General features: G+C 61.2%; 25 protein-coding genes and 1 pseudogene. 14 read left to right on the top strand and 12 right to left on the bottom strand.

The genetic code is table 11. The features are described 5' to 3' along the window. Positions 1–105: 105 nt before the first annotated feature. From cgtA to QF045_RS25785, 5 genes are all read left to right on the top strand, one after another. A complete protein-coding gene (gene cgtA, locus QF045_RS25805; RefSeq protein ID WP_306494586.1) occupies positions 106–1329 on the top strand; it encodes an Obg family GTPase CgtA in 1224 nt (407 codons plus the stop codon). A gap of 109 nt (positions 1330–1438) precedes the next feature. Beyond that, on the top strand, positions 1439–2557 hold the full coding sequence (proB, locus tag QF045_RS25800; RefSeq protein WP_057013120.1) for a glutamate 5-kinase: 1119 nt from the start codon (positions 1439–1441) through the stop codon (positions 2555–2557). A gap of 15 nt (positions 2558–2572) precedes the next feature. After that, complete coding sequence (locus tag QF045_RS25795; protein WP_124388169.1) at positions 2573–3037, top strand: CreA family protein; 465 nt, start codon at positions 2573–2575, stop codon at positions 3035–3037. A 101-nt stretch (positions 3038–3138) separates the two neighbouring features. After that, positions 3139–3621: a glutathione peroxidase gene (locus QF045_RS25790; protein ID WP_306494585.1), complete on the top strand. Its 483-nt coding sequence runs from the start codon at positions 3139–3141 to the stop codon at positions 3619–3621. A 220-nt stretch (positions 3622–3841) separates the two neighbouring features. Continuing rightward, positions 3842–4945: an NADH:flavin oxidoreductase gene (locus QF045_RS25785; protein WP_306494584.1), complete on the top strand. Its 1104-nt coding sequence runs from the start codon at positions 3842–3844 to the stop codon at positions 4943–4945. Positions 4946–4990: 45 nt separating this feature from the next. Here the strand turns inward: QF045_RS25785 and QF045_RS25780 are convergent, their stop codons facing one another. The 3 genes from QF045_RS25780 to cysZ all read right to left on the bottom strand — a co-directional run bounded on the left by QF045_RS25780 (position 4991) and on the right by cysZ (position 7314). Further along, positions 4991–5170, bottom strand: coding sequence for a hypothetical protein (locus QF045_RS25780; protein ID WP_306494583.1), 180 nt, complete (start codon positions 5168–5170; stop codon positions 4991–4993). A gap of 146 nt (positions 5171–5316) precedes the next feature. Next, complete coding sequence (locus QF045_RS25775) at positions 5317–6495, bottom strand: glycosyltransferase family 1 protein (RefSeq protein WP_306494582.1); 1179 nt, start codon at positions 6493–6495, stop codon at positions 5317–5319. Positions 6496–6549: 54 nt separating this feature from the next. Next, complete coding sequence (gene cysZ, locus QF045_RS25770) at positions 6550–7314, bottom strand: sulfate transporter CysZ (protein WP_306494581.1); 765 nt, start codon at positions 7312–7314, stop codon at positions 6550–6552. A gap of 293 nt (positions 7315–7607) precedes the next feature. Here cysZ and trxB point away from each other — a divergent pair, with 293 nt between their 5' ends. Next, entirely contained in the window at positions 7608–8570 is a 963-nt protein-coding gene (gene trxB / locus QF045_RS25765) for a thioredoxin-disulfide reductase (RefSeq protein ID WP_057013125.1), read from the top strand. Positions 8571–8694: 124 nt separating this feature from the next. Here trxB and QF045_RS25760 read toward each other — a convergent pair whose 3' ends face one another. The 6 genes and pseudogenes from QF045_RS25760 to QF045_RS25735 form a co-directional block, all read right to left on the bottom strand. Further along, positions 8695–9036: a HopJ type III effector protein gene (locus tag QF045_RS25760; RefSeq protein ID WP_306494960.1), complete on the bottom strand. Its 342-nt coding sequence runs from the start codon at positions 9034–9036 to the stop codon at positions 8695–8697. 3 nt (positions 9037–9039) lie between these two features. Next, positions 9040–9324, bottom strand: a pseudogene (locus QF045_RS25755) (DUF1244 domain-containing protein); the annotation flags it as partial. A 66-nt stretch (positions 9325–9390) separates the two neighbouring features. After that, positions 9391–9780, bottom strand: a complete 390-nt coding sequence (gene folX, locus QF045_RS25750; protein WP_306494580.1) for a dihydroneopterin triphosphate 2'-epimerase — start codon at positions 9778–9780, stop codon at positions 9391–9393. Positions 9781–9782: 2 nt separating this feature from the next. Then, entirely contained in the window at positions 9783–10343 is a 561-nt protein-coding gene (gene folE, locus QF045_RS25745; protein WP_306494579.1) for a GTP cyclohydrolase I FolE, read from the bottom strand. A 20-nt stretch (positions 10344–10363) separates the two neighbouring features. Next, positions 10364–11074 (bottom strand): dihydromonapterin reductase, encoded by a 711-nt coding sequence (folM, locus tag QF045_RS25740; RefSeq protein ID WP_306494578.1) that lies wholly within the window; start codon positions 11072–11074, stop codon positions 10364–10366. Positions 11075–11131: 57 nt separating this feature from the next. Further along, positions 11132–11689, bottom strand: coding sequence for an antibiotic biosynthesis monooxygenase (locus tag QF045_RS25735; protein ID WP_306494577.1), 558 nt, complete (start codon positions 11687–11689; stop codon positions 11132–11134). 210 nt (positions 11690–11899) lie between these two features. Between QF045_RS25735 and QF045_RS25730 the strand changes: the two genes are divergently transcribed. Beyond that, positions 11900–12859: a MerR family transcriptional regulator gene (locus tag QF045_RS25730; protein WP_306494576.1), complete on the top strand. Its 960-nt coding sequence runs from the start codon at positions 11900–11902 to the stop codon at positions 12857–12859. 1 nt (position 12860) lies between these two features. Here QF045_RS25730 and QF045_RS25725 read toward each other — a convergent pair whose 3' ends face one another. Together QF045_RS25725 and QF045_RS25720 are read right to left on the bottom strand one after the other, a co-directional pair. After that, positions 12861–13466: a hypothetical protein gene (locus QF045_RS25725; protein WP_306494575.1), complete on the bottom strand. Its 606-nt coding sequence runs from the start codon at positions 13464–13466 to the stop codon at positions 12861–12863. Positions 13467–13524: 58 nt separating this feature from the next. Further along, complete coding sequence (locus QF045_RS25720; RefSeq protein WP_306494574.1) at positions 13525–13992, bottom strand: PAS domain S-box protein; 468 nt, start codon at positions 13990–13992, stop codon at positions 13525–13527. 129 nt (positions 13993–14121) lie between these two features. Between QF045_RS25720 and QF045_RS25715 the strand changes: the two genes are divergently transcribed. From QF045_RS25715 to QF045_RS25685, 7 genes are all read left to right on the top strand, one after another. After that, entirely contained in the window at positions 14122–14577 is a 456-nt protein-coding gene (locus QF045_RS25715; RefSeq protein WP_306494573.1) for a flavodoxin, read from the top strand. A 189-nt stretch (positions 14578–14766) separates the two neighbouring features. Then, positions 14767–15549, top strand: a complete 783-nt coding sequence (locus tag QF045_RS25710) for a class II aldolase/adducin family protein (protein ID WP_306494572.1) — start codon at positions 14767–14769, stop codon at positions 15547–15549. Then, entirely contained in the window at positions 15549–16451 is a 903-nt protein-coding gene (locus tag QF045_RS25705) for an alpha/beta fold hydrolase (RefSeq protein WP_306494571.1), read from the top strand. The genes QF045_RS25710 and QF045_RS25705 overlap by 1 nt, the downstream gene beginning before the upstream one ends. Positions 16452–16570: 119 nt before the next feature. Then, the gene (locus tag QF045_RS25700) at positions 16571–17482 is read left to right on the top strand and encodes an SDR family oxidoreductase (RefSeq protein WP_306494570.1); all 912 of its coding nucleotides are present in this window, start codon (positions 16571–16573) and stop codon (positions 17480–17482) included. Between the two features lie 483 nt (positions 17483–17965). Next, positions 17966–19747, top strand: a complete 1782-nt coding sequence (locus QF045_RS25695; protein WP_306494569.1) for a DUF1302 domain-containing protein — start codon at positions 17966–17968, stop codon at positions 19745–19747. Between the two features lie 26 nt (positions 19748–19773). Then, positions 19774–21132: a DUF1329 domain-containing protein gene (locus QF045_RS25690; RefSeq protein WP_306494568.1), complete on the top strand. Its 1359-nt coding sequence runs from the start codon at positions 19774–19776 to the stop codon at positions 21130–21132. A 684-nt stretch (positions 21133–21816) separates the two neighbouring features. Beyond that, on the top strand, positions 21817–24318 hold the full coding sequence (locus QF045_RS25685; protein ID WP_306494567.1) for a LuxR C-terminal-related transcriptional regulator: 2502 nt from the start codon (positions 21817–21819) through the stop codon (positions 24316–24318). Here the strand turns inward: QF045_RS25685 and QF045_RS25680 are convergent. Continuing rightward, the gene (locus QF045_RS25680) at positions 24315–25190 is read right to left on the bottom strand and encodes a helix-turn-helix domain-containing protein (protein WP_306494566.1); all 876 of its coding nucleotides are present in this window, start codon (positions 25188–25190) and stop codon (positions 24315–24317) included. The two genes, QF045_RS25685 and QF045_RS25680, sit on opposite strands and share 4 nt — an antisense overlap. Positions 25191–25198 lie beyond the last annotated feature (8 nt).

The raw sequence follows: 25198 nt of genomic DNA, 5'->3' as shown, positions 1-25198 counted from the left end.
GGCAGCAGGATTTGCGGTCGTTGCTTGAGGTCGCTGCGCTCATTTTTGCAAGAGTCTTATGTCTTGGTTTCTTAAGCTCGTCCGTGCGGCGAGAGGCGTTTTGTTATGAAGTTTGTTGATGAAGTTTCCATCCGAGTAAAAGCAGGCGACGGCGGTAACGGTTGCATGAGTTTCCGTCGCGAAAAATTCATCGAAAACGGTGGCCCCAACGGCGGTGACGGCGGTGACGGCGGTTCCATCTACATGATGGCCGACGAGAACCTCAACACCCTGGTCGACTACCGTTACACCCGGCACTTCGATGCCGAGCGTGGCTCCAACGGCGGCAGCACCGACTGCACCGGCAAGAAAGGTGAAGACCTGGTACTGCGCGTACCGGTCGGCACCACGATCATCGACTCCGCCACCCAGGAAGTGATCGGCGACCTGACCAAGGCCGGCCAGAAGCTGATGGTTGTGCAGGGCGGCTGGCACGGTCTGGGTAACACCCGATTCAAGTCCAGTACCAACCGTGCGCCACGCCAGACCACGCCGGGCAAGCCGGGCGAGCAGCGTGACCTCAAGCTGGAAATGAAAGTACTCGCTGACGTCGGCCTGTTGGGCTTGCCGAACGCCGGCAAAAGTACCTTCATCCGCTCGGTCTCGGCCGCCAAGCCGAAAGTCGCCGACTACCCGTTTACCACCCTGGTGCCAAACCTGGGCGTGGTCAGCGTCGACCGTTGGAAAAGCTTCGTGATTGCCGACATTCCCGGCCTGATCGAAGGTGCTTCCGATGGCGCGGGTCTGGGGATTCGCTTCCTCAAGCACTTGTCGCGTACCCGTTTGCTGCTGCACCTCGTCGACATGGCGCCACTGGATGAAACCAATGCCGCGGACGCCGCCGAAGTGATCGTCAGCGAGCTCACCAAGTTCAGCCCGGCCCTGGCCGAGCGTGATCGTTGGCTGGTGCTGAACAAGTGCGACCAGATCCTTGAGGAAGAGCACGAAGAGCGCGTCAAGGAAATCGTCGATCGCCTGGAGTGGGAAGGTCCGATCTACGTGATCTCGGCCATCGCCAAAGAAGGCACTGAGCGCCTGACCCGCGACATCATGCGCTACCTCGAAGACCGTGCCGACCGCTTGGCGGCCGACCCGGTATTCAAGGCAGAACTGGCCGAGCTCGACCAGCAGATCGAAGACGAAGCCCGCGCCCAGCTGCAGGCCTTGGACGACCAGCGTGCCCTGCGTCGCAGCGGCGTGAAGTCGGTCCATGACATCGGCGACGATGACTGGGACGAAGAAGACGTGGATGATGAAGACGGTCCGGAAATCATTTACGTGCGCGACTGATTCGTTGCGATAAACTTGAACGCCGCTCCCTGGAGCGGCGTTTTGGTATCCGGGTATAACGTTATGGGCGGCGCTGGGTCGCGCGGCCCTCACTCTAAGGTTGAAGATGATGCGGAGCAAAGTGACAGGCGCGCAGCGCTGGGTCGTAAAGATCGGCAGCGCATTGCTGACGGCGGATGGCAAGGGTCTGGATCGCGCAGCCATGAGCGTCTGGGTCGAGCAGATGGTGGCCTTGCATGAGGCCGGTGTCGAGTTGGTGCTGGTCTCGTCCGGGGCAGTGGCTGCCGGAATGAGCCGCCTCGGCTGGACCGCGCGACCCAGCGCGATGCACGAACTGCAAGCCGCCGCCGCCATCGGCCAGATGGGCCTGGTGCAAGCCTGGGAATCGAGCTTTGCCGAGCACGGCCGCCACACGGCGCAGATCCTGCTGACCCACGACGACCTGTCCGACCGCAAGCGCTACCTCAACGCCCGCAGCACCCTGCGCGCACTGGTGGAGCTCAAGGTCATCCCGGTGATCAACGAGAACGATACCGTGGTCACCGACGAAATCCGTTTCGGCGACAACGACACCCTTGCCGCGCTGGTGGCCAACCTGGTGGAAGCCGACCTGCTGGTGATCCTCACCGATCGCGACGGCATGTTCGACGCCGACCCGCGCAACAACCCCGACGCCCAGTTGATCTACGAAGCCCGTGCTGATGACCCGGCGCTGGACGCCGTGGCCGGCAGCGTCGGTGGTGCATTGGGTCGTGGCGGCATGCAGACCAAGCTGCGCGCCGCTCGCCTGGCTGCGCGTTCGGGTGCCCATACCATCATCGTCGGCGGGCGCCTGGAGCGCGTGTTGGACCGTCTCAAGGCCGGAGAGCGCATCGGCACGCTGTTGTCGCCGGAGCGCGGTATGCTGGCGGCGCGCAAGCAGTGGCTGGCCGGGCACCTGCAAACCCGTGGCACTCTGGTGCTCGACGCGGGTGCTGTGTCGGCGTTGTCCCAGGGCAATAAGAGCTTGCTGCCGGTGGGCGTCAAGTTGGTGCAAGGCAGCTTCCGCCGTGGCGAAATGGTGGTGTGCGTGGCACCGGATGGTCGTGAGATCGCTCGCGGTCTGGCCAACTACAGTGCCCTTGAGGCGCAGAAAATCATCGGGCAGTCGTCTGACGCGATTGTCGGTCTATTGGGTTATATGGCCGAACCGGAACTGGTTCACCGCGACAACCTGATCCTGGTTTAACCAAAGGAATACACGATGCGCATCATGAAGGGATTGCTCGGCCTGCTACTGGCCATGCCACTGCTGGCCTCGGCCGAAGAGATCGGCCAGGTCTCGACAGTGTTCAAGTTTGTCGGCCCCAACGACCGGATCGTGGTCGAAGCCTTCGATGACCCCAAGGTCGACGGCGTGACGTGTTACCTGTCGCGCGCCAAGACCGGCGGCGTGAAAGGCGGCCTGGGCCTGGCCGAAGATCGCGCCGAGGCTTCGATTGCCTGCCGCCAGGTTGGCCCGATCCACTTCAAGGGCGAACTCAAGGACGGCGACGAAGTGTTCAAGGAGCGCACTTCCTTGGTATTCAAGACCATGCAGGTGGTACGTTTCCTCGACAAGAAGCGTAATACGCTGGTGTACCTGGTCTACAGCGACCGCCTGATCGAAGGCAGCCCACAGAACGCAGTGACGGCGATTCCGATTTTGCCCTGGCCAACAGCGCAATAACCGGCGGGCGAGTTTTTCAATCGGCATCTATGATTGAAAGCTTGTGGTCTGTAATCTCGAACCGCTGCAATGCGAAGAACATGGGATATCTGGAGTTTGTCATGAGTGCTTTCCACGACCTGAAACTCAAAGCGCTGGACGGGCAAGAGCTGCCGCTGGCCCCTTACAAGGGGCAAGTGGTGCTGGTGGTCAACGTGGCCTCCAAATGCGGCCTGACCCCGCAATACGCGGCGCTGGAAAACCTCTATCAGCAATATAAAGGCCAGGGTTTTACCGTGCTGGGCCTGCCATGCAACCAGTTTGCGGGCCAGGAGCCGGGCACCGAGCAGGAGATCAGCGAGTTCTGCAGCCTGAACTACGGCGTGACCTTTCCGCTGGGCAGCAAGCTTGAGGTGAACGGGCCGGACCGTCACCAGCTATACCGCCTGCTGGCGGGCGAGGGCGCCGAATTTCCCGGGGATATCACCTGGAACTTCGAAAAATTCCTGCTCGGCAAGGACGGTCGCGTGTTGGCGCGCTTTTCGCCACGTACCCCGCCGGACGATCCTTTGATCATCCAGGCCATCGAAAAAGCCCTGAGCTAATCCTGTGCCCTGTAGGAGCGAGCTTGCTCGCGAAAATCGCCAACGATAACGCGTGTACTCTGGATATACGCGGCGTCCCCAGGCTCTTCGCGAGCAAGCTTGTTCCTACAGGTATTCGGTGGCTTTTATCGCCTTAATCACCCAGATCAATAGTGCTATCCAGCAAGCCGGGGCGCCCATATTATCCACGTCATAAATCCGTCTGATGTGGAGTGCTCCCATGCCTGTTCAAGCGTTATTCAAACCATTCCAGCTCGGTGCACTGCAGCTGTCGACCCGCGTGGTCATGGCGCCCATGACGCGCTCGTTCTCACCGGGTGGCGTACCCAACTCCAAAGTGATTGAGTACTACCGCCGTCGCGCCGCCGCCGGCGTCGGGCTGATCATCACCGAGGGCACTGTGGTTGGCCATCAAGCTTCCAACGGCTACCCCAACGTTCCGCATTTTTATGGCGAAGCGGCATTGGCCGGCTGGAAGAAAGTGGTCGACGCGGTCCACGCCGAAGGCGGCAAGATTGTTCCGCAGCTGTGGCATGTGGGCAGTGTGCGCCGTCTCGGTACCGAACCGGACGCCAGCGTGCCGGCCTATGGCCCGATAGAAAAGCTCAAAGATGGCCATGTGGTCGTCCACGGCATGACCACCCAGGACATCAAGGACGTGATCAACGCGTTCGCCCAAGCGGCCAAAGATGCTCAAAGCATCGGCATGGACGGTGTGGAGATCCACGGCGCCCACGGCTACCTGGTGGATCAGTTCTTCTGGGAGGGCAGCAACCAGCGCACCGACGAGTACGGCGGCAGCCTGGCCAACCGCTCACGTTTCGCCATCGAACTGATCCAGGCCACTCGCGCTGCAGTCGGCCCGGACTTTCCGATCATCCTGCGTTTTTCCCAGTGGAAGCAGCAGGACTACACCGCGCGCCTGGTGCAAACCCCCGAGGCGTTGGGCGAATTCCTCAAGCCGCTGTCCGACGCCGGTGTGGATATTTTCCACTGCTCCACGCGCCGGTTCTGGGAGCCGGAATTCGAAGGTTCCGACCTCAACCTGGCCGGCTGGACTCGCCAGCTTACCGGTAAGCCGACGATCACGGTGGGCAGCGTCGGCCTGGATGGCGAATTCTTGCAGTTCATGGTCAACACCGACAAAGTCGCGCAGCCGGCGAGCCTGGAAAAGCTGCTGGAGCGCTTGAATAACGACGAGTTCGATCTGGTGGCCGTGGGCCGTGCGTTGCTGGTGGATCCGGATTGGGCGGTGAAGGTGCGTGAAGGGCGTGAGTCCGACATCCTGCCGTTCAGTCGCGAGGCGTTGACGAGCCTGGTGTAAAGGGCGGTGCTCCCCGTGAACGTCGCGGGGAGCCGGTCTGTAACGTCAGTACTCCAATCCCTTCCTCAGCTCTCGGCTGTGATCGGTCTTGTGTCCGTCCTTACGTGCAGACTGGTCGTAGGTGGGGGGCTCGGCCCTGGACTTATCCAGTATCTGTTGCTGGCGTGTCCACTCTGCCGTAGACAGGTTGACGCCGTGGCGCACGCCCATTCCATAAGTTGACATGTTTCAGTATCTCCATTGAGTGAAGGGCCTGCCCAAAGTGGCAGGTATCAATGATTGGCAATTCGCCGCAGGGGCGTTCCCCTTTTAAATATCAGGTAATCCTTACCCAACCTGTCATGCCCTCTAAACCTATTTACGAGGGGCCTTCAACGCACACAAGTCCGTGAAGGGCTCACTAGCGGTTCCCCGCAGGCTCCTCGTAGCTGGCGCTCGAATTGCTCGATAATCGCCGGCCACCCTTGACGACTGGCGTGTTGCCGGGCATTCAAGCGCGCTCGGCGCAGCGTCTCGCGCTCTTCCAGCAGCCACACGGCCGCATCGCAAAATGCATTCTCATCCCCTGGCATCGCCAGCACACCGTTGTAGCCGTGGCGAATATGCTGGGTGGCGGCCGCCTGGTCGTAGGCCACCACACCCAGCCCGGAAGCCATGGCTTCCAGCACCACATTGCCAAACGTCTCGGTCAGGCTGGGAAACAAGAACAGATCGCCGCAAGCGTAATGCCGCGCCAGCGCTTCACCGCGCTGGGCGCCGCAGAATATCGCGTCGGGCAAATCGCGCTGCAACAGGCTGCGCTGCGGGCCATCGCCGACAATGACCAGCTTGAGCCGTCGCGATGGGTAGGTGCTCTGCAACGTATCGAAACAGCGTTTGAGCAGCCCGAGGTTTTTCTCTTGGGCGAGGCGTCCAACGTGCAGCACCACAAGATCGTCGCTCTCCAAGCCCCAGCTTTCGCGCAGGGCGTCGTCGCGTTTCGCCGGGTGGAACAGTTGGCTATCGACGCCCCGCGACAGCATCCCGAGACGCTCGAAGTGCCGGCGCTCCAGCTCCAGGCGTTGGCTCGCGCTGGGCACCAGCGTCAACGTCGACCGGTTATGAAACCAGCGCAGGTAATGGGTGACCAGGCGACTTAACAGACTCAAGCCGTACTGGTTCGAATACTGTTGAAAGTTGGTGTGAAAGCCGCTGACCACGCTGATTCCCAAGCGCCGCGCCGCGCGTAACGCCGACAGACCCAATGGCCCTTCGGTGGCGATATACAAGACATCCGGACGCGAACGGGTCCAGCGCCGCAGCAGTTTTTGCATCGACGACTGACCCCATTGCAGCCCCGGATACCCCGGCAACGGCCAGCCCCGGCACAGCAGCAACTCATCGTCACTCGGTCGGCTCTGGTCGACACCTTGGCGTGGGCGCACCAGTTCGATCTGGTGGCCGCGTGCGCGCAGACCGTCGCACAGGCGGCCAAGGGTATTGGCCACCCCGTTGATTTCCGGCGGGAAGGTTTCGGTGATCAGGGTGATGTGGAGCGAAGCTGTCGTCATGACCCACAGTGTCGCTGCGGGCCATGTCTTCATTGTGTCACTGGGATGATGGATTTATGACCGGGCCACCTGTTGCCCCGCCATCGCCTCCGCCCCTTGCTCGCGCACCCAGAACAGCGTGGCCCCGGCGACCGCCGCCGGCATCATCAGCAAATTGACCACCGGCACCAGCAGCACCAGGTAGACGATCCCGCCAAAGCTCATGCTCTGCCAGCGCTTCTGGCGCAGCCAGGCGAGCATTTCGTTCCAGCCCAGCTTGTGGTTGTCGGCCGGGTAGTCGATGTACTGGATTGCCATCATCCACACGCCGAACAACAACCACAATGGCGCGGCGATCAGGTTGACCACTGGAATGAACGACAGGATGAACAGGCCGATGGCCCGTGGCAGGAAATAACCCAGCTTGCGCATTTCCCGGGCCAGCGTGCGCGGGACCATCGCTATCAGTTCGCCCCAACTGAACGGTGGGAAGTCGTCGGTGCCGCGCACCACGACCTCGACTTTCTCCGCGAGAAAACCGTTGAACGGCGCCGCGATGATATTGGCGAGCATCGTAAAGGTGAAAAACACCATCAGCACCACCAGCACCACGAATAACGGCCACAGCAGGTAATTCAAGAAGCTCAGCCAACTGGGCAGCGTGGGCATCAGGTGGTCGACCCACAGGCTGAATTGATGGCCGGCAAAGTAGATCAAACCGAAAAACAGCACCAGGTTGATCGCCAGTGGCAGCAGCACGAACAGGCGCAGGCCGGGGCTCAACACCAGTTTGAGGCCTTCGCGCAGGTATTGCGGGCCGGAAAGAACGGGGGCAGGCATGGAAGACTCCGAGCAGAAGGGCGAACGCGCCGACCTTACCGGCTTTGCCGTGACGGTGAAAGTGGCGACATCAGCAGTAACACCTAAGTGAGCGAGAAGGTCGATCAAACCGGTCGACTGCATAGAGACCACCTATGAGCTGGATTGTTATTGCGTATTTCCTTAATCTTGCCCCCCTCTATACGCTGCACCCATCATTTTCAGGATCCGCGAGTTCAAGCCTTCCCCAAGTGCTTCGCGGTCCTTTTTTATTCCAGCCGTCCTGTTGTGCGGGCGGTCGATAGGAGTGAGTCATGTCTGATACCCGTCATTCGCGAGTGATTATTCTCGGTTCCGGCCCTGCCGGTTACAGCGCTGCCGTCTACGCTGCCCGGGCCAACCTCAAGCCGCTGCTGATCACCGGCATGCAGGCGGGCGGTCAGTTGACCACCACCACTGAAGTCGACAACTGGCCGGGCGATGTCCACGGCCTGACCGGCCCGGTGCTCATGGAGCGTATGAAAGAACACGCCGAACGCTTTGAAACCGAGATTGTGTTCGACCACATCAACAAGGTCGATTTCTCCAAGAAGCCTTACAGCCTGACCGGCGACAGCGGTGTGTACACCTGTGACGCGCTGATCATCGCCACCGGCGCCAGCGCCCGTTACCTGGGCCTGCCATCGGAAGAGGCGTTCATGGGCAAGGGTGTTTCCGCCTGCGCGACCTGCGACGGTTTCTTCTATCGCAACAAGCCAGTGGCTGTGGTCGGTGGCGGCAACACCGCTGTGGAAGAAGCGCTGTACCTGGCCAACATCGCCAGCACCGTGACCCTGGTGCACCGCCGCGAAACCTTCCGTGCCGAGAAGATCCTGATCGACAAGCTGCACGCCCGTGTCGCTGAAGGCAAGATCATCCTCAAGCTCAACGCCACGCTGGACGAAGTACTGGGTGACAACATGGGCGTAACCGGTGCCCGCCTGAAGAACAACGACGGCAGCTTCGACGAGCTGAAAGTCGACGGCGTATTCATCGCCATCGGCCACACGCCGAACACTTCGCTGTTCGAGGGTGTGCTGGAAGCCAAAGATGGTTACCTGGTGGTGCAGGGCGGCCGTGAAGGCAATGCCACCGCTACCAACATCGAAGGCATCTTCGCTGCCGGTGACGTGGCTGACCACGTCTACCGCCAGGCCATCACCTCGGCCGGCGCCGGTTGCATGGCGGCCCTGGACGCCGAGCGTTACCTCGATGGTCTGCAGAACGCTACATTCTAAGCAACGCTGCAAAACAAATGTGGGAGGGGGCTTGCCCCCGATAGCGGTGTGTCAGTCAGTACATTGGTACTGAACCACCGCAATCGGGGGCAAGCCCCCTCCCACATTTTGATTTGTGTTTGACTCAGGATTTGCGGGTCAGGGGTTGGGCGGTGAATGTCACGCCGGCCAGGCCGTGTTTGATCAGCGCACGGATATTGCCATGGTCGCTGCCTTCAGGCGTCGCCACCACCGAGCGGTAATGCTCACCGAACGCCAGCAACGCTTCCTGATCGCTCAAGCCTTCCAACAGCGCCAACCCCAAGGTCTTGCACGAGCCTTCGTTCTGGCCGGCAGCGTTTTCGACGTCGCCGTTGGTGAAGGCTTGCGGCTGGTAGTCGTAACCGGCTGCGACGAAGGCCAAGGTATCGGCAAATGCGTGTTGGCCGCTGGTGAGGCTGGCGCGCAGGGTGTTCAGGTCAGTCATGGGTTTTCCTTTGGCAAACGCCGCTTGCTGGTCGGCGCTGGCTTCTTTCTGGTATTGAGCTTTCCACTCGGCGTACGGCATGCCGTACACCACTTCACGGGCGTCATCGAGGCTCAGCTCGATCTGGCGCTCATCGGCCTCGGCCTTGTACCACTTGGACAGGCAGTTGCGGCAGAAGCCGGACAGATTCATCAGGTCGATGTTCTGCACATCCTTGCGGCTGTCCAGGTGGGCTACCAGCCGGCGAAAGGCGGCGGCTTCGAGTTCGAGGCGTTGTTGGTCGTTCATGGAATCTCTCCGAAGATAGCTTCAAGCGGGTAAGCTTCAAGCTGCAAGTTGGAATGCGTGTGGCTTTTAGCTTGAAGCTTGCAGCGAACGGCTTGCAGCTAACGTAATCGAAACCGACTCGGCAAAGCGCAGCGCGTGGGGCTTGTCCACTTCGACTTCGGCGTACAGCACCGATTCGTTGCTCATCACCAGGTCCAGCAGCTCCTGGGTCAGGCGCTCGAGCAAGGCAAATCGATTGCCTTCTACGTGCGCAATGATCGCCTTGGTGATGGTGCGGTAGTTCAAGGCATGGTCGATGTCATTATCGCGCACGGCTTCCTGGGCGGCATACAGGATGGTCAGGTTGATCAGCACATCCTGCTTGTTGAGGATTTCGTCCTCGTTGATGCCGATAAAGGTGCGCAGGCACAGGTCCTTGACCCGGATGCGCGCCATGCCTGGTTGAAGTTGTGGCATTGCTACTTGCTCCGTCCAATCAATTGCAGGAACTCCATGCGCGTGGTGTTCGACTCGCGGAACGCGCCGAGCATCACCGAGGTGTTCATGGTTGAGTTCTGTTTTTCCACACCGCGCATCATCATGCACATGTGCCTGGCTTCGATCACCACCGCCACGCCGGCGGCCTGGGTGACCTGCTGGATCGCGTCAGCGATTTGCCGCGTGAGGTTTTCCTGGATCTGCAGACGCCTGGCGTACATGTCGACGATGCGCGCCAGCTTCGACAGGCCCAGCACCTTGCCGGTCGGAATATAGGCCACATGGGCCTTGCCGATAAAGGGCAGCAAGTGATGCTCGCACAGCGAGTACAGCTCGATGTCTTGGAGGATCACCATCTCGTCATTGTCGGAGGCGAACAGTGCGCCGTTGACGATTTCTTCCAGGTTCTGCTCGTAGCCATGACACAGGTATTGCATCGCCTTGGCGGCGCGCTTGGGCGTGTCGAGCAGGCCCTCGCGCTCAGGATCTTCACCCAGGCCCTTGAGGATTTCGCGGTAATGGTGGGGCAGGGACAAAGTCATACAACATCCTCAAAAACGGCTTATTTGATATGCCGCCCGCCGTTGACGGTCAGGGTGGTCCCGGTGACATAGGGGTTGTCCAGCAGGTAACGCACGCTCTGGTAGATCACCTCCGGCCCGGGTTCGATGCCCAGGGCCGACTTGGCCAGGACTTTGGCGCGGTAAGCCGCGTCGTCGTCCTCGTTGAACATCACCATGGCCGGCGCAATGCCGTTGACCTTGATCAACGGCGCGAACTGCGCGGCAAACGACAGCGTGAGGCTGTCGAGCCCGGCCTTGGTGGCGCAATAGGCGATGTGCTGACGGCTGCCCTTGCGCACCACGTCGTCGCTGATGTGCACGATGTCGGCTGGTGTCGAGCGTTGCAGCAAGGGTGAACAATGCCGGTTGATCAGGTACGGCGCAAGCATGTGCACGCTGAACATGTCGGTAAAGGCGTGGCTTTCGTCGTCAGGCGTTTCTGCGATCCACGCCGAGGCGTTGTGGATGATAGCGCGCAGCGAGTCGGTGCGTGCCTTGAGCTCATCGATGAACGCCAAAATTCCTGCTTCGCTGGAGAAGTCGGCAAACACGCCGACCGCACCGCGCTCGCGCAGCCGTTGCACACCCGCACGTTCACTGCGGTAGCTGAATATCACTGAATGCCCGTCGTCCAACAGGCGTTCGGCGCAATGCAGGCCGACACGCTGGCCGGCTCCGGTGATCAGGATCGGGGCGTTGGTTGCAGTCATGGGAAACTCGCGTCGCGGGTAGGTGCAAACTATACCAGCGACGAGTCTGCCCTGTACTCAAGCAGCCGCTTCGCTGGCCTTGCGCGGTGGCGTGGGATGCAGCCAGTTCGCCAGCAGGTGGGTCGACAGCGGAATGAAGAAGTAGACCATCAGCGGTGTGAGCGCCAAGGTGCTGACCAGTACCCGGCTGAACAGGTCGAGTTCGCCGAGCAAGGGTGCCAGGCCGAAGTTGAACAGCAGCGACACCGGGAAAAACGCCAACCAGATCGCCACTGCCTGTTTCCAGCGCGGCGGACGGGCGCCCACAGCGCCGAACCAGCCATCGATGCCGCTCACCCGATGTTCGGACGGGTCGGCGAACAGCTCGCTGCCACGGCTCAGCCAGGCACTGCGCGAGGCGGAAAACTCCCAGGTATGCAGGGTTTTTTCATCGGCGAAGCGGAAGATGATCTGGAATTCATCATCATGGGGCGGTGGTGCCAGCACCCCGGAACCCAGGTAACCGGGGAAGTCGGTGGCCAATTGCTCGCCTTCACGCAGCCAAGCCATCAGTTCTTCGTAGCGACCCTTGGCCACGCGGCGCGCGACCATCAAGGTGACGGGTGAGGTAGACATTGTGTATCTCCAATTAGACGGGTGCGCTGAACCGGGTAGGTGGCGCACTAAGAGGGGGCCGGGTAAGGCCGCCCTCTGAAAAACAGGCAAGGATTATTCCTCTTTTGCCGAAATACGCCAGAGACATTGGTCCGATAAGCACGGGTCTTGAAATAGATAAATCGAAATGCGTTAAATGAGGTTCATTTTGCGCTGCACATTTGGTCACCAATGCCTGTGATTACTGCTCCAATCGATAGCATCTCGCCACTAACTCCAACGGATTCAGCTCAGCTGTTTCCCATTCGGGAAGTCTCGAGATTGACAGGCGTCAACCCGGTCACCTTGCGTGCCTGGGAGCGGCGCTACGGGCTGATCCAGCCCGTGCGCACCGAAAGCGGGCACCGTCTCTACTCCATGGCCGATATCGAGACCGTCAATCGTATTATTGGATGGACTGAGCGCGGTGTAGCGGTGAGCAAGGTTGGCAAGATTCTGGCGCGTGACGATCAACAGCTCGAAGCGATTCGTGCCGAGCGCGGCGCTGTTGAAGACAACGAATGGCCGCAGTGGCGGACTCGGCTGATGCAGGCCATCAGTGCATTCGATGATCGCCAGTTGGAGAGCGTGTACGGCCAGATTTTCGCTACCTACCCCCTAAGCGTTGCGTTTCAAGACATTCTGATGCCGCTGTGGAACGACTTGCTGCGCCGTCAGGGCCGTTTCGGTCAGGCCAGCGAGTGGCTGTTTTACGACGCTTTTCTGTGTGTACAGACGGTCCTGCGCCTGCAAGCGGCGAGCGCCTCGACCGCCCCGCGCGTTCTACTGACCGCCATGCCTGGAGAGTCCCACAGGTTGGAGCTATTGGTGGCGGCGCTGTTGATGAGCCGGGAAGACTTGACCGTGAAAGTGTTGGGCTTGGGCCAGCCGGTCGACGAGTTGACCCTGGTCTGCGAAAAAATCCGCCCCCAGGCACTGATCATTTTCTCCAATCACCTGCACAAGCACGACATGGCTATGCGGTTGAACCGCCTGGCGCTGACCCTGGATTGCCCGCTGCTTCTGGCAGGCGCTGCGTCAGACCTGTTGCACACCGATCTGGACAGCACGTCCATCGGCTGCCTGGGCAGCGAAGGGCGTCAGATGCAGCGCCGCTTGCAGCAGTTTCTCAGTGGCGGTCTGGATACCTGACTCAGGCATGTACCTGCGGATGCACCAGACGATGCTGGTGCAGGATGAATTGGCGCAGGCGCTCGATCTCATCCGCGTCACTCTGATTCAAGCGGTACGCGAACAATCCACGGGCGGTTTCCCGCTCCAGTGTGCCGCGCAGCGCAATGCGCTCGTAGCCGGACGGGCTGAACCACAAGGAAAAGGTTTTTGGCGGTCTGGCCCGGCCACGCCCTTCGACCAATACGCCCTTGAATGACACTTGGTGCACCCACAGTGCGCTGGCGTAGCCCTTGACGTTCTCCAGGGCAACCGGGGTTTCAAGGGCCAGGCGCCATGGGCGGATCATCGGCCCGTCTTCATAGATACTCGGCACGCCCAGGCGAAGATGTACCGCATGAAACTCATCCTCCACCAGGTGCAGGGGGAAGGTGAGCTGCTGGTTGTCGAACTGCGCCTGGATGGTGACTTGGTCGTGAGCGGCCAGTCGAGTGAGCAAATCGCGAATCTGCGCACCGCCATTCACCGTCAGGCTCGAGCCAGCATCCCGCAGGTTGAGCTGCGGGTTATGCTGCATGTTCTGGATGAAATCCAGCTCGTCCTGCGTCAAGAGGGCATCGCGTTGCATTGATAGGGCTCAAGGGTCGGGCATTAAAAGGCCATTATTGCTCTAAAGACCGCAATTTTTACAGCTTGTTAATTCCACCTGTCGCTTTGAGCGCAGCCAACTCAGCCTTGAGCTCCGCCACCTGAGCTTCCAGTTGAGCGACGCGTTGCTGGGCTTTTACCTGGGTGGTGACGTCTTTTTGCACACCGACAAAATACGTCTGCCGGTCGGCCACGTTGTACACCGATGACAATGAGAGCTCGTTCCAGAAATGCGTGCCGTCCTTGCGGTAGTTGCGCAGGGTTTCCCGGCACGCGCCGCCGTTGTCGAGTGCGTCCCGAATCGCCATCAGGGCCGGCTGGTCACGGTCTCCCGACTGCAGGAAGCGACAATCCTGGTACAGAATTTCATCCAGGGTATAACCGGTCAGGCGTTCGAAGGCCGGGTTGACGTAGATCAGCGGTTTGTCCGCGCCTTCTCGTTCGGCAACGACAATCCCGTCATTGGAGGCGTTGATGACCATTTGCATCAGGTTGGCGTTGATCATTGAGCGGTCCATGGCTTGTTGTTGAGGTCTCAAGTTTATGACACGTCTTGAATGTTGCACGGCGCGCGCTGAAAAATCTGCACCAGCTGCTAATATCCCACGCTTTCGCTCAACTACAGGATCAGATTGATGAAAGTCGCCATCCTTTCCGGCTCGGTCTACGGCACGGCCGAAGAAGTCGCTCGGCACGCCGAAAAAATCCTGAAAGACGCAGGGTTTCAAGCCTGGCACAACCCGCGAGCCACGCTGGCGGACGTGCAGGCCTTCGCCCCCGAGGCGTTCCTGGCAGTTACCTCCACCACCGGCATGGGCGAGTTGCCCGACAACCTGCAACCGCTGTATTCAAGCATGCGTGACCAACTGCCCGCCGCCTGGCGCGGCTTGCCGGGCGCCGTCATCGGCTTGGGTGACGCCAGCTACGGCGATACCTTCTGTGGCGGCGGCGAGCAGATGCGCGAACTGTTCAGCGAACTGGGCGTGCGTGAAGTGCTGCCGATGCTGCGCCTGGACGCGAGCGAAAGCGTGACCCCGGAGGCCGACGCCGAGCCGTGGCTGGCCGAGTTGACCACCGCACTCAAGCCTTGACCGCCTGCGAGGCGCCGTCCTGCGTGTTTTTATTGACGGCGCTTCTCTGACACCTATTTGTACTATTCTCTTGGCTGACTCGCTCAGTCATCAAGCTGGCTGCGAAGGCAACTCCGCAAGCCAGGGCGTCTGACTAGACTGGCCACTCACTTACACAACAAGAATAAGTGCGCCAAGGAGGTCATCATCGTGAGTTTAGCCCCCGTTCTCTCGTCACAGAATGTCCAAGAGCAGGTCAGTGCCGCCGAATGGCAAGCCCGTGTCGACCTGGCGGCCTGCTATCGGCTGGTGGCGATGCATGGCTGGGATGACCTGATCTTCACGCATATTTCGGCCAAGGTGCCGGGCACCGATGATTTCCTGATCAATCCGTATGGGCTGATGTTCCACGAGATCACCGCCTCGAGCCTAGTCAAGGTGGACCAGGCCGGTAACAAGCGCATGGACAGCCCTTACGAGATCAACCCTGCGGGCTACACCATCCACAGCGCCATCCACGAAGTGCGCCACGACGTGACCTGCGTGCTGCACACCCACACGGCTGCCGGTGTCGCCGTGTCGGCGCAAAAGCAGGGCGTATTGCCGATCAGCCAGCAGTCGCTGTTTGTACTGTCCAGCCTGGCCTATCACGCCTATGAAGGCGTCGCCCTGAACCACGACGAGAAGGCGCGCCTGCAGGCGGACCTGGGCGAGAACAACTTTCTGATGCTGCACAACCACGGCCTGCTGACGTGCGGCGCGACCATTGCCGACACCTTTCTGATGATGTTCACTTTCCAGCGTGCCTGTGACATCCAGGTGCTGGCGCAGAACGGCGCTGCCGAGTTGATCGCCATCGAGCCGCAGGTGCTGGCTGGCGCCAAGGCGATGGTGGCCGCTGTCACAAAAAGCGCCCAAGGTATGGGGGGTGCGCTGGCCTGGCCGGCGCTGCTGCGCAAATTGGATCACCAGAACCCCGGGTATAAAAGCTGATGCCACTTGCCGAAATACCGCTCAGCGCCTGGCGCACACGTGGCCAGGATTTCGTCTTTCGCGGCCGCTCCATTCGTTACTGGGTGGCCGGGCAGGGCGAGCCGCTGCTGCTGATTCATGGCTTTCCTACGGCCAGTTGGGATTGGCATTACCTGTGGCAACCCTTGGCCCAGCGCAATCTGGTGATCGCCTGCGACATGCTCGGTTTTGGCGACTCGGCCAAACCACTGGACCACGGTTATTGCCTGCTGGAGCAAGCGGACCTGCAACAGGCGCTGCTTGAACACCTGGGGGTGATGCAGCCTGTGCACGTATTGGCCCACGACTACGGCGACAGCGTTGCCCAGGAACTGCTGGCCCGGCATTACGAAGGCCGGTTCCACATGGCCAGTTGCGTGTTCCTCAACGGTGGGCTGTTTCCCGAAACCCATCGCGCCACCCTGGTGCAGAAGTTATTGCTCAGCCCCTTGGGCTGGATGATCGGCCGCGCCACTGGACGAAGCGGCCTGGCCAACAGTTTCAACCAGATATTCGGTCCCCAGACACGGCCCAGTGAGAGCGCCCTGGATGATTTCTGGAGCCTGCTTGAACACAACGACGGCCCGCGCATCCTGCACAAACTGATCAATTACATCCCCCAGCGTCGGCGCCTGCGTGACCGCTGGGTGGCGGCAATGCAACGCGACGAGGTGCCGTTGCGCGTCATCGACGGTGAAGTCGACCCCATTTCCGGCGCGCATATGGTGGAGCGCTATCAACAGCTCGTACCGCATGCCGACGCGATATTGCTGGCCAACATCGGCCATTACCCACAGATCGAGGCGCCGGTGCAGGTGCTCACGCACTACCAGGCGTTTCGTGAGCGCATTGGCCAGCAGTCGGTGCGTGCGGCCTGTTCCTGAGCGCACGGCATCATCCCGCTGCCTTATCGAGCACTATTCAGGGTCGGCCGTAGTTATTGTGACCAAAGGCCCTGTGCCCGACACTCTGCCCATTGCCATCGTTGCCAGAGGAGTTGGGTATGAGTCAGTCAGTGCAGTTGCAGGATAAGGTCGTGATCGTCACCGGTGCCGGCGGTGGATTGGGCCGGGCCCATGCGCTGCTGTTCGCTCGGCACGGCGCCAAAGTGCTGGTCAACGATCTCGGTGGCTCGACCCAGGGCGAGGGCGCCAATGCCTCGGCGGCTGACCGGGTGGTCGCCGAAATCCGCGAAGCGGGTGGCATTGCGCACGCCAACCATGACTCCGTCACCGACGGCGACAAAATCGTGCAGAACGCGCTGGATGCATTCGGTCGTATCGACGTGGTGGTGAACAACGCCGGTATCCTGCGCGACAAGACCTTCCACAAGATGGAGGACAGCGACTGGGACCTGGTTTACCGGGTGCACGTCGAAGGCGCCTACAAAGTCACGCGCGCCGCCTGGCCGCATCTGCGTGAGCAGGCGTATGGCCGGGTGATCTTCACCGCGTCCACCTCGGGCATCTACGGCAACTTCGGCCAGTCCAACTACGGCATGGCCAAGCTCGGCCTGTATGGCCTGACCCGCACCCTGGCGCTGGAAGGCCGCAAGAACAACATCCTGGTCAACGCGATTGCCCCCACCGGCGCCACGCGCATGACCGAAGGGTTGATCCCGCCGCAGGTGTTCGAGCGCCTCAAGCCGGAACTGATCAGCCCGCTCGTGGTGTACCTGGGCAGCGAAGCCTGTCAGGAAACCTCGGGTTTGTTTGAGGTGGGTGGCGGCTGGATCGGCAAGACCCGTTGGGAGCGCAGCCTGGGTGTGGGCTTTGATCCCGAGGCGGGCTTTTCGCCGGATGACGTGGCGGCGCACTGGCAGCAGATCTGCGACTTCGAAGGCGCGGCGCACCCCAAGGACACGATTGAGGCATTGAAGGAGATGATGGCTAACTTGCAGAAGTTCAGCCTCTGATCGTTGCCATAAAAATAGTGAATCCTGCGGGGCGTCAATGGCGCCCCGTTTTTATTGCAGGCATAAAAAAGGCCGCTGCACAGGCAGCGGCCGAAGTAAGACGTTGGATCAAGGAGCGATAAATCAACGTCAGTGAACACTGGTAACAGATTGAATATAGGAACAATCCGTAGAATTCAGGCTTTTCTCCCGAATCTGGGAGCGGGCCGTTTGCCCTGAAAGCGAGGTAAGAATAGACGCTTGTAACAGAATGAGTAATAGCGCTTCAGGACAAGGACTGTTACCAAAATCACAACAATGTCCGGCACGGCATCGATGCTTCTGATAGCGCTTCATCCATCCAATCCATGACGCGCGCTACACCCTTGCCCGGCGCGGCTTGTCATCCTTTCGAGCGACAACACGAATACCTCCTTGGTGCGCTTATCGCTCCCCATGGGCAGCAGTAGGGTGGGGCCTTCTGTCACTCACCGGGGAAGACGCATGACAAAAACAACAATGCGCGCCATCTTCATGCCAGAGGCGCTGGCCGCTGCGGTTGCGTTGGGCTGCTGCGCCCAGGCTCAGGCTGTTTCGTTCAACATTGGCGAGATCGAAGGGCAATTCGATTCCTCGCTGTCGGTCGGTGCAAGCTGGGGCATGCGCGACGCCGACAAGAGCCTGGTCGGCACCGTCAACGGCGGCACGGGCCAGGCGTCCACCGGCGATGACGGGCGCCTCAACTTCAAGAAAGGCGAGACCTTCTCGAAAATCTTCAAGGGCCTGCACGACCTTGAGCTGAAATACGGCGACACCGGTGTGTTCGTACGTGGCAAGTACTGGTACGACTTCGAACTCAAGGACGAAGACCGCGAGTTCAAGCAGATCAGCGACCACAACCGCAAGGAGGGCGCCAAATCCAGCGGTGCGCAGATCCTCGACGCCTTCGTCTATCACAACTATTCCCTGGGCGACCTGCCTGGCACCGTGCGCGCCGGCAAGCAGGTGGTCAGTTGGGGCGAAAGTACCTTCATCGGTAACTCCATCAACAGCATCAACCCGATCGACGTGTCGGCGTTCCGTCGTCCGGGGGCCGAGATCAAGGAAGGCTTGATCCCGGTAAACATGCTGTTTGCTTCCCAGAGCCTGACCAACCAACTGACCGTGGAAGGTTTCTACCAGCTGGAATGGGACCAGACCGTGCTGGACAACTGCGGCACGTTCTTCGGTGGTGACGTGGCGGCAGATGGCTGCACCGGTAATTACACGGTGGGTAACCCCGCGATTGCACCGCTGCAACCGATTGCAGCGGCACGCGGCCAAGGCTTTTCAGTCACCCGCGAAGGTGTGGTGGTGCAGCGCGCCGCCGACCGTGATGCGCGTGACTCCGGCCAGTTCGGCGCGGCTTTGCGCTGGCTGGGCGACGACACCGAATACGGCCTGTACTTCATGAATTACCACAGCCGCACGCCGACCGTGGGCACGATCACCGCCAATACCAACCTGGCGACCATCGGCGCCATTGGTGCCGCCGCCCCGCCGGGCTTCGGTTCGGCCCTGGCCCAGAGCACCATGCTCGGTCGTGGCCAGTACTACCTGGACTACCCAGAAGATATCCGTCTGTTCGGTGCCAGCTTCTCCACCACCTTGCCCACAGGCACGGCGTGGACCGGGGAGATCAGTTACCGGCCCAATGCCCCGGTGCAACTCAACACCACCGACCTGACCCTGGCGCTGGTCAATCCCATCGCCGGCAATACCGCGTCGCCGATCCGCAGCTCGTTTGGCGCCGACAACAAAGGCTACCGCCGCAAGGAAATCACCCAGATCCAAAGCACCATGACCCAGTTCTTCGACCAGGTGCTGGGCGCCGAACGCCTGACGCTGGTGGGGGAGGCGGCCGTGGTGCACGTCGCGGGCCTGGAAGACAAAACCAAGCTGCGTTATGGCCGCGACTCGGTGTACGGCGCCTACGGTTTCGAAGGGGACACCGACGGCTTCGTCACCTCCACCTCCTGGGGCTACCGCGCGCGGGCGATCCTCGACTACAACAACGCCATTGCCGGGGTCAATCTCAAGCCCAACCTGTCCTGGTCGCATGACGTCGCCGGCTACGGCCCCAACGGTGTGTTCAACAAAGGCGCCAAGGCCATCAGCGTTGGCGTGGATGCGGACTACCGCAGCACCTACACCGCCAGCCTCAGCTACACCGACTTTTTTTGCGGCGACTACAACACCCTGACCGACCGTGACTTCCTCGCCCTCAGCTTCGGCGTGAACTTCTGATTTGGCTTAAAGAAGGACAAGAACCTATGCGTAAGACAATTGCAGTGTTGGCCCTGAGTCTGTTGGCCGCCCACGTGATGGCCGCGGTATCGCCGGAAGAAGCCGCCAAACTCGGCACCACACTGACCCCGGTGGGCGCGGAAAAAGCCGGCAATGCCGATGGCTCGATTCCGGCCTGGACCGGCGGCATCCCGAAAAACGCCGGCGCGGTGGACAGCAAGGGCTTTCTCGCCGACCCGTTCGCCAGTGAAAAACCGCTGTTTGTGATCACCGCCGCCACGGTCGACAAGTACAAGGACAAGCTCTCCGACGGCCAGGTGGCGATGTTCAAGCGCTACCCCGAAACCTACAAGATCCCGGTGTATCCGAGCCACCGTACGGTCAACCTGCCGGCCGATATCTACGAATCGATCAAGCGCAGCGCCCTGAACGTCAAGGCAATCAACGACGGCAACGGCCTGGAGAACTTCACCGGTAACCGTTACTACGCGTTCCCGATTCCGAAGAACGGCGTGGAGGTGCTGTGGAATCACATCACCCGTTACCACGGCGGCAACCTGCGCCGCATCATCACCCAGGCCACGCCGCAGACCAATGGCAGCTACACGCCGATCCGCTTCGAAGAGGAAGTCGCGGTGCCCCAGGCCATTCCCGATATCGATCAGGCCAAGGCAGCCAACGTACTCAGCTACTTCAAGCAATCGGTCACGGCGCCCGCACGGCTGGCCGGCAACGTGCTGTTGGTGCACGAAACCCTCGACCAGGTGAAGGAGCCACGCCTGGCCTGGATCTACAACGCCGGCCAGCGCCGCGTGCGACGGGCGCCGCAGGTTTCCTATGACGGGCCGGGCACCGCCTCCGACGGCCTGCGCACCACCGACAACTTCGACATGTTCTCCGGCGCGCCCGACCGCTATGACTGGAAACTGGTGGGCAAGAAGGAACTGTACATCCCTTACAACAGCTACAAGCTTGATTCGCCGAGCCTCAAGTACGACGACATCATCAGGGCCGGGCATATCAACCAGGACCTCACCCGCTACGAGCTGCATCGCGTCTGGGAAGTGGTCGGCACCGTCAAGCCGAGCGAGCGCCATATCTACGCCAAGCGCCACATGTACATCGACGAAGACAGCTGGCAGGTCGCCCTGGTGGACCACTACGACGGTCGCGGCCAACTGTGGCGCGTCGCCGAAGGTCACGCCCAGTTCTACTACGACCACCAAGTGCCGGCTTACACCGTGGAAACCCTGTACGACCTGATCGCCGGGCGCTACATCGCCTTGGGCATGAAGAACGAGGAGAAGAGCAGCTTTGTGTTCGGCTTTGCGGCCAAGGCAGCCGACTACACCCCAGCCGCGCTCAGGTCCGAAGGCGTGCGCTGATGTGAAATGCAATCAAAATGTGGGAGGGGGCTTGCCCCCGATGGCCATAGGTATCTACACAACTTCGCGCGGCCCTAAACCTGTGACGGCTGAGCAGCCGAAGCCTCTATAACTGACGCTCCGCGTTCCAATGTGGGAGGGGGCTTGCCCCCGATGGCGGCCTAAAAGCCGACCATGATGTTGGATCAGGGCGAGTACATATCCGTTGCTGCGGTAACGGCGGCTTAGGGTTCCGCCCTTACGGCGGGTCACTTTGGAAAAGCCCCAAAGTAACCAAAGGGCGCTTGCCCCACCACTCGGCACCTCGCCTAGGCTCGGTGTGCCCGTAATCCGACATTGATTTGGGGGGCCGCCGCCACGCGCCATCCATGGCGCGGGGCGGCTAAACCGGCATCCCTGCCGGTTTACCCCCCAAATCACTGTCGAATTCCGGCCAGCGTGGTTTAACGGGGCGCCTAAGATCAAGAGCAAGATCAAGAGCGGCTCGCTTCGCATCGTGGTTACCGTAGGCTGCTACAAAGTTGTGTAGATACCTATGCTCATCGGGAGCAAGCCCCCTCCCACATTGGGTGATATACACATCGGGTTTTGTGCATGGTCCTTAATCACCCCGCTGAATACTTCTTCAACAACCGTCCACCACAGGTCTAGGGTTGCACAACAATAAAAACGCAGGATGCAGCAATGACCGCCATGACACGCTGCCTGGACCGTCCTGGATTCATGCCTCGGCTGTCCGCTCACCATGTGTTGCGCCCGCGTCTTGCCGGGCCTTTGCTCGCAGCACCGGCACGTGTGAAGTTGCTGTGCGCGCCGGGTGGCAGTGGCAAGAGCGCGCTGCTCGCCGAGTGCGCCTTGCAGGCGCCGCTCGGGTGTCAGGTTTACTGGCTGGCGCTCAATGGTGTGGTTGCATGCCCTGACGATTTCTCCCGGCGCCTGGCCCACAGCCTGGGGCTGCCTTATATCGATGAAGCGACGTTATTGCTGGATCTGGAGCGTTGGCAGCCCACGGTCTGGTTGTTCCTGGATGATTTCTGCCGCCTGCCCGCCCCCGAGCTGGATGCCTTGCTGGACCGCTTGCTCACCGCCAGCAGCCCGGCGCTGACCTGGTGGCTGGGTGCGCGACGGCGGCCGGCGTGCAATTGGCCGCGACTGTTGCTTGACGACGAACTGTTGGAATGTGGCAGCGCGGAACTGGCCTTCAATACTTCCGAAGCCCAGGCATTGCTCGGCCCGGGGCAGAGCGTGGATAGCGTCATGCAGTTCAGCGCAGGGTGGTGCGCCGGTCTGCGCATCGCGTTGCTCAGCGACGGCCATCCCGATAAAACCGTGCTCGATTACCTGCAACACGAAGTCTTCAGCAGTTTGCCGGCGGAGTTGGCGGAAGCCTGGCGGGTGCTGGCCAATCTGCCGCGTTTCAATACGGGCCTGTGTGAACACCTGTTCGGCTCTGGAGACGGCGCACGGTACCTGCGGGAGCTGCAAGCGCTCGGTGCGTTTATCCAGCCCTGGGAAGGCAGCACCGAATGGCTGCACATCTTTGCACCGCTTTCACGGGTGCTGCGCGAAGAACCCTGGGCGGCCAAGCGCGCCTGGCACCGGCGCGCCTGCCAGTGGTTCAGCGCCGAGCAGGACTGGCAGGCCGCCTTCGAGCAGGCGCTGCTGGCGCAGGAATATGAAGGGGCGGTGAGCCTGCTGCAGCACTTCAGTTTCGAAGATTTGTTCCGCGGACAGAATGCCTTGCTGCTGTTGCGCCTGCATGAGCAGCATGGCGATGAACTGATGCTCGGCTCGGCGCAATTGGTGGGGCTGGTCACGGCCGCGCTGCTATTCGCCGGGCGGTTTGAGCAGGCGGCGTTGTGCATCGACCAGTTGGCCCGCTTCGCGCCGCGACCGACGGCAGCTGCGCAGCGCCATCTGGTGGCGCGCTGGCAGGCGCAAGTGGGCTGGTTGCTGCACTTGAGCGGCGATGCCGAGCATTCCCGGGAGCATTTTCTTGAGGCGCTGCAAGCCTTGCCCGAGAGCGCCTGGACCTCGCGCCTGATGTGCCTGTCGGGCCTGACCCAGCAAGCGATGCTGCGCGGTGAGCTGGACGTTGCCCAAGCCCTGAACCGTGAAGCGCTGTGCCTGGCCCGTGCCCACGGCTCGCTGGTGCTGGAGGCCTTGCTTGAGCTGGATCACGCCCAATTGCTGGAACAACGCGGCGCGCCTTACCGGGCGCAAAGCCTGTTGGAAAGCGTGCAGGCGATGCTGGTCGGGCAGCGCTTGCAGGCCGGGCCACTGATGGGGCGGATCGCCCTGCGGCGCGGGCATCTGGCATTGCGCCAGGGGCAGGACGCGCTGGCGAGCGAGTGTTTCGAGGCCGGTTTGAATATTTGCCTGCACAGCCAGGACAAGCGTGTGCTTTACGGGTATCTCGGGCTGGCGTTGCTGGCGGCCAATCGCGGTGACTACGCCCAGGCGTTTATCCAACTGCGCGACGCCGAACGGCTGATGCAGCAGCGCCACGTCCCCGTCGTGGTGTACCGCGCGGTGCTTTTGTTGATCAGCGGGCATTTCTGGTTGCAGCAAGGGCGCGCCGAATTGACCGTGCAAGCGATGCGCCGCGTGCTGCGTCACTTTCAAGGGCCCTGCGCCAAGCAGGCGCCGCCGGCCACCCTGGAATTGATCCCGCGTCTTGAGTACCTGTTGGTGTTGGCCGAGGTCAGGCTGGGCTGCGCCGAACGCCCGCTGGAGCGGCTCAGCGCCTTGCTCGAGAGCACCCGGCAACGCGGCATGCTGTGCCTTGAAACCGAACTGCAGCTGGTGCTGGGGGAGGTGAGCTGGCGGCTGGGCGAGCCGGCCCAGGCGCGACTGGCGCTGCAGGCCGGGCTGGAATTGGCGGCGCGTTGTCAGGTGCAGCAGGCGGTTCGCGAGTTGCGTTTACGTGCGCCAGGGCTATTGAGCGAGTTGGGGCTCGAACCGCAAGCCTCGCCAGTCGGTGTCACGGAAAACCCGCTGAGCCAGCGCGAATTGGAAGTGCTGCAGTTGATTGCGCTGGGCAACTCCAACCTGGAAATTGCCGATCGCTTGTATATCTCGCTGCACACCGTCAAGACCCACGCGCGGCGTATCCACAGCAAACTGGGGGTGGAGCGGCGCACCCAGGCCGTGGCCAAGGCCAAGACCCTGGGCCTGATGGGCTAGCGGCGAAACGCCTGACGATAGTCCCCCGGCGCGGCCCCCATGGCCTGGCGAAAACGCTGGTTGAAATGACTGGCGCTGGAAAAACCGCTCATCCAGGCAATTTCGCCTATGGCCAGGGCGCTGCTGCGCAACAAACTCTGCGCACGGGCCAGCCGGCGCGTCAGCAGGTACTGGTGCGGCGGCAGGCCGAAGCTTTGCCGGAACATGCGCGCGAAATGGTATTCCGACAGGGCGCACAGATCGGCGAGTTGGCCGAGGCTGATAGCGTCTTGCAGGTGATGCTCGATGTACTCCACCATCCGCCGCCGCTGGTGCGCGGCCAACCCACCTTTGACGCGCAGCCCCTCGCGGGCGCCGACCTGGTTGAGCAGGGTATGGCTGAGCATTTCATGGGCCAGGCTGCTGGTCAGCAGGCGCTCGCCGGGCTCGTGCCAGTTGAGGGCGATCAACTGGTGAAAGCGTGCGGCCTGGCTGGCGTCTTCAAGAAAAGTGCTTTCGCGCAGTTGCAGTTCACGGGGTTCGCGGTCGAGCAGGGTGATGCAGCCGAGGGCGAATTGTTCGGGGCTGAAATACACATGGGCCAGGCGAATCTCGCCATTGATCACCCAGGCGGATTGATGCTCGGCCGGCAGGATGCACAGCTTGTCGGGACCGCCCTTGGTGCCCGGCTGGTCACGGCGAAAGGTGCCGGTGCCGCCGCCGATGTAGCACGACAAGGTGTGATGGCCGGGCGCCTGATAATCCTGGGCATCGTGGTGGTTGCTCCACAACGCCGCGGACAAACCGTCACCGAGCTCGGCGCAGGCTTCCAGCCGTGCGTTGGGCGAGCGGTTGAGGGCTTGAAAGACTTGCAGGGATTCGAGCTCAGGCATGGTGTGTT

The organism is Pseudomonas sp. W4I3 (assembly GCF_030816195.1).
Lineage (GTDB): Bacteria > Pseudomonadota > Gammaproteobacteria > Pseudomonadales > Pseudomonadaceae > Aquipseudomonas.
This window is presented reverse-complemented; position numbering and strand designations above follow the sequence as displayed.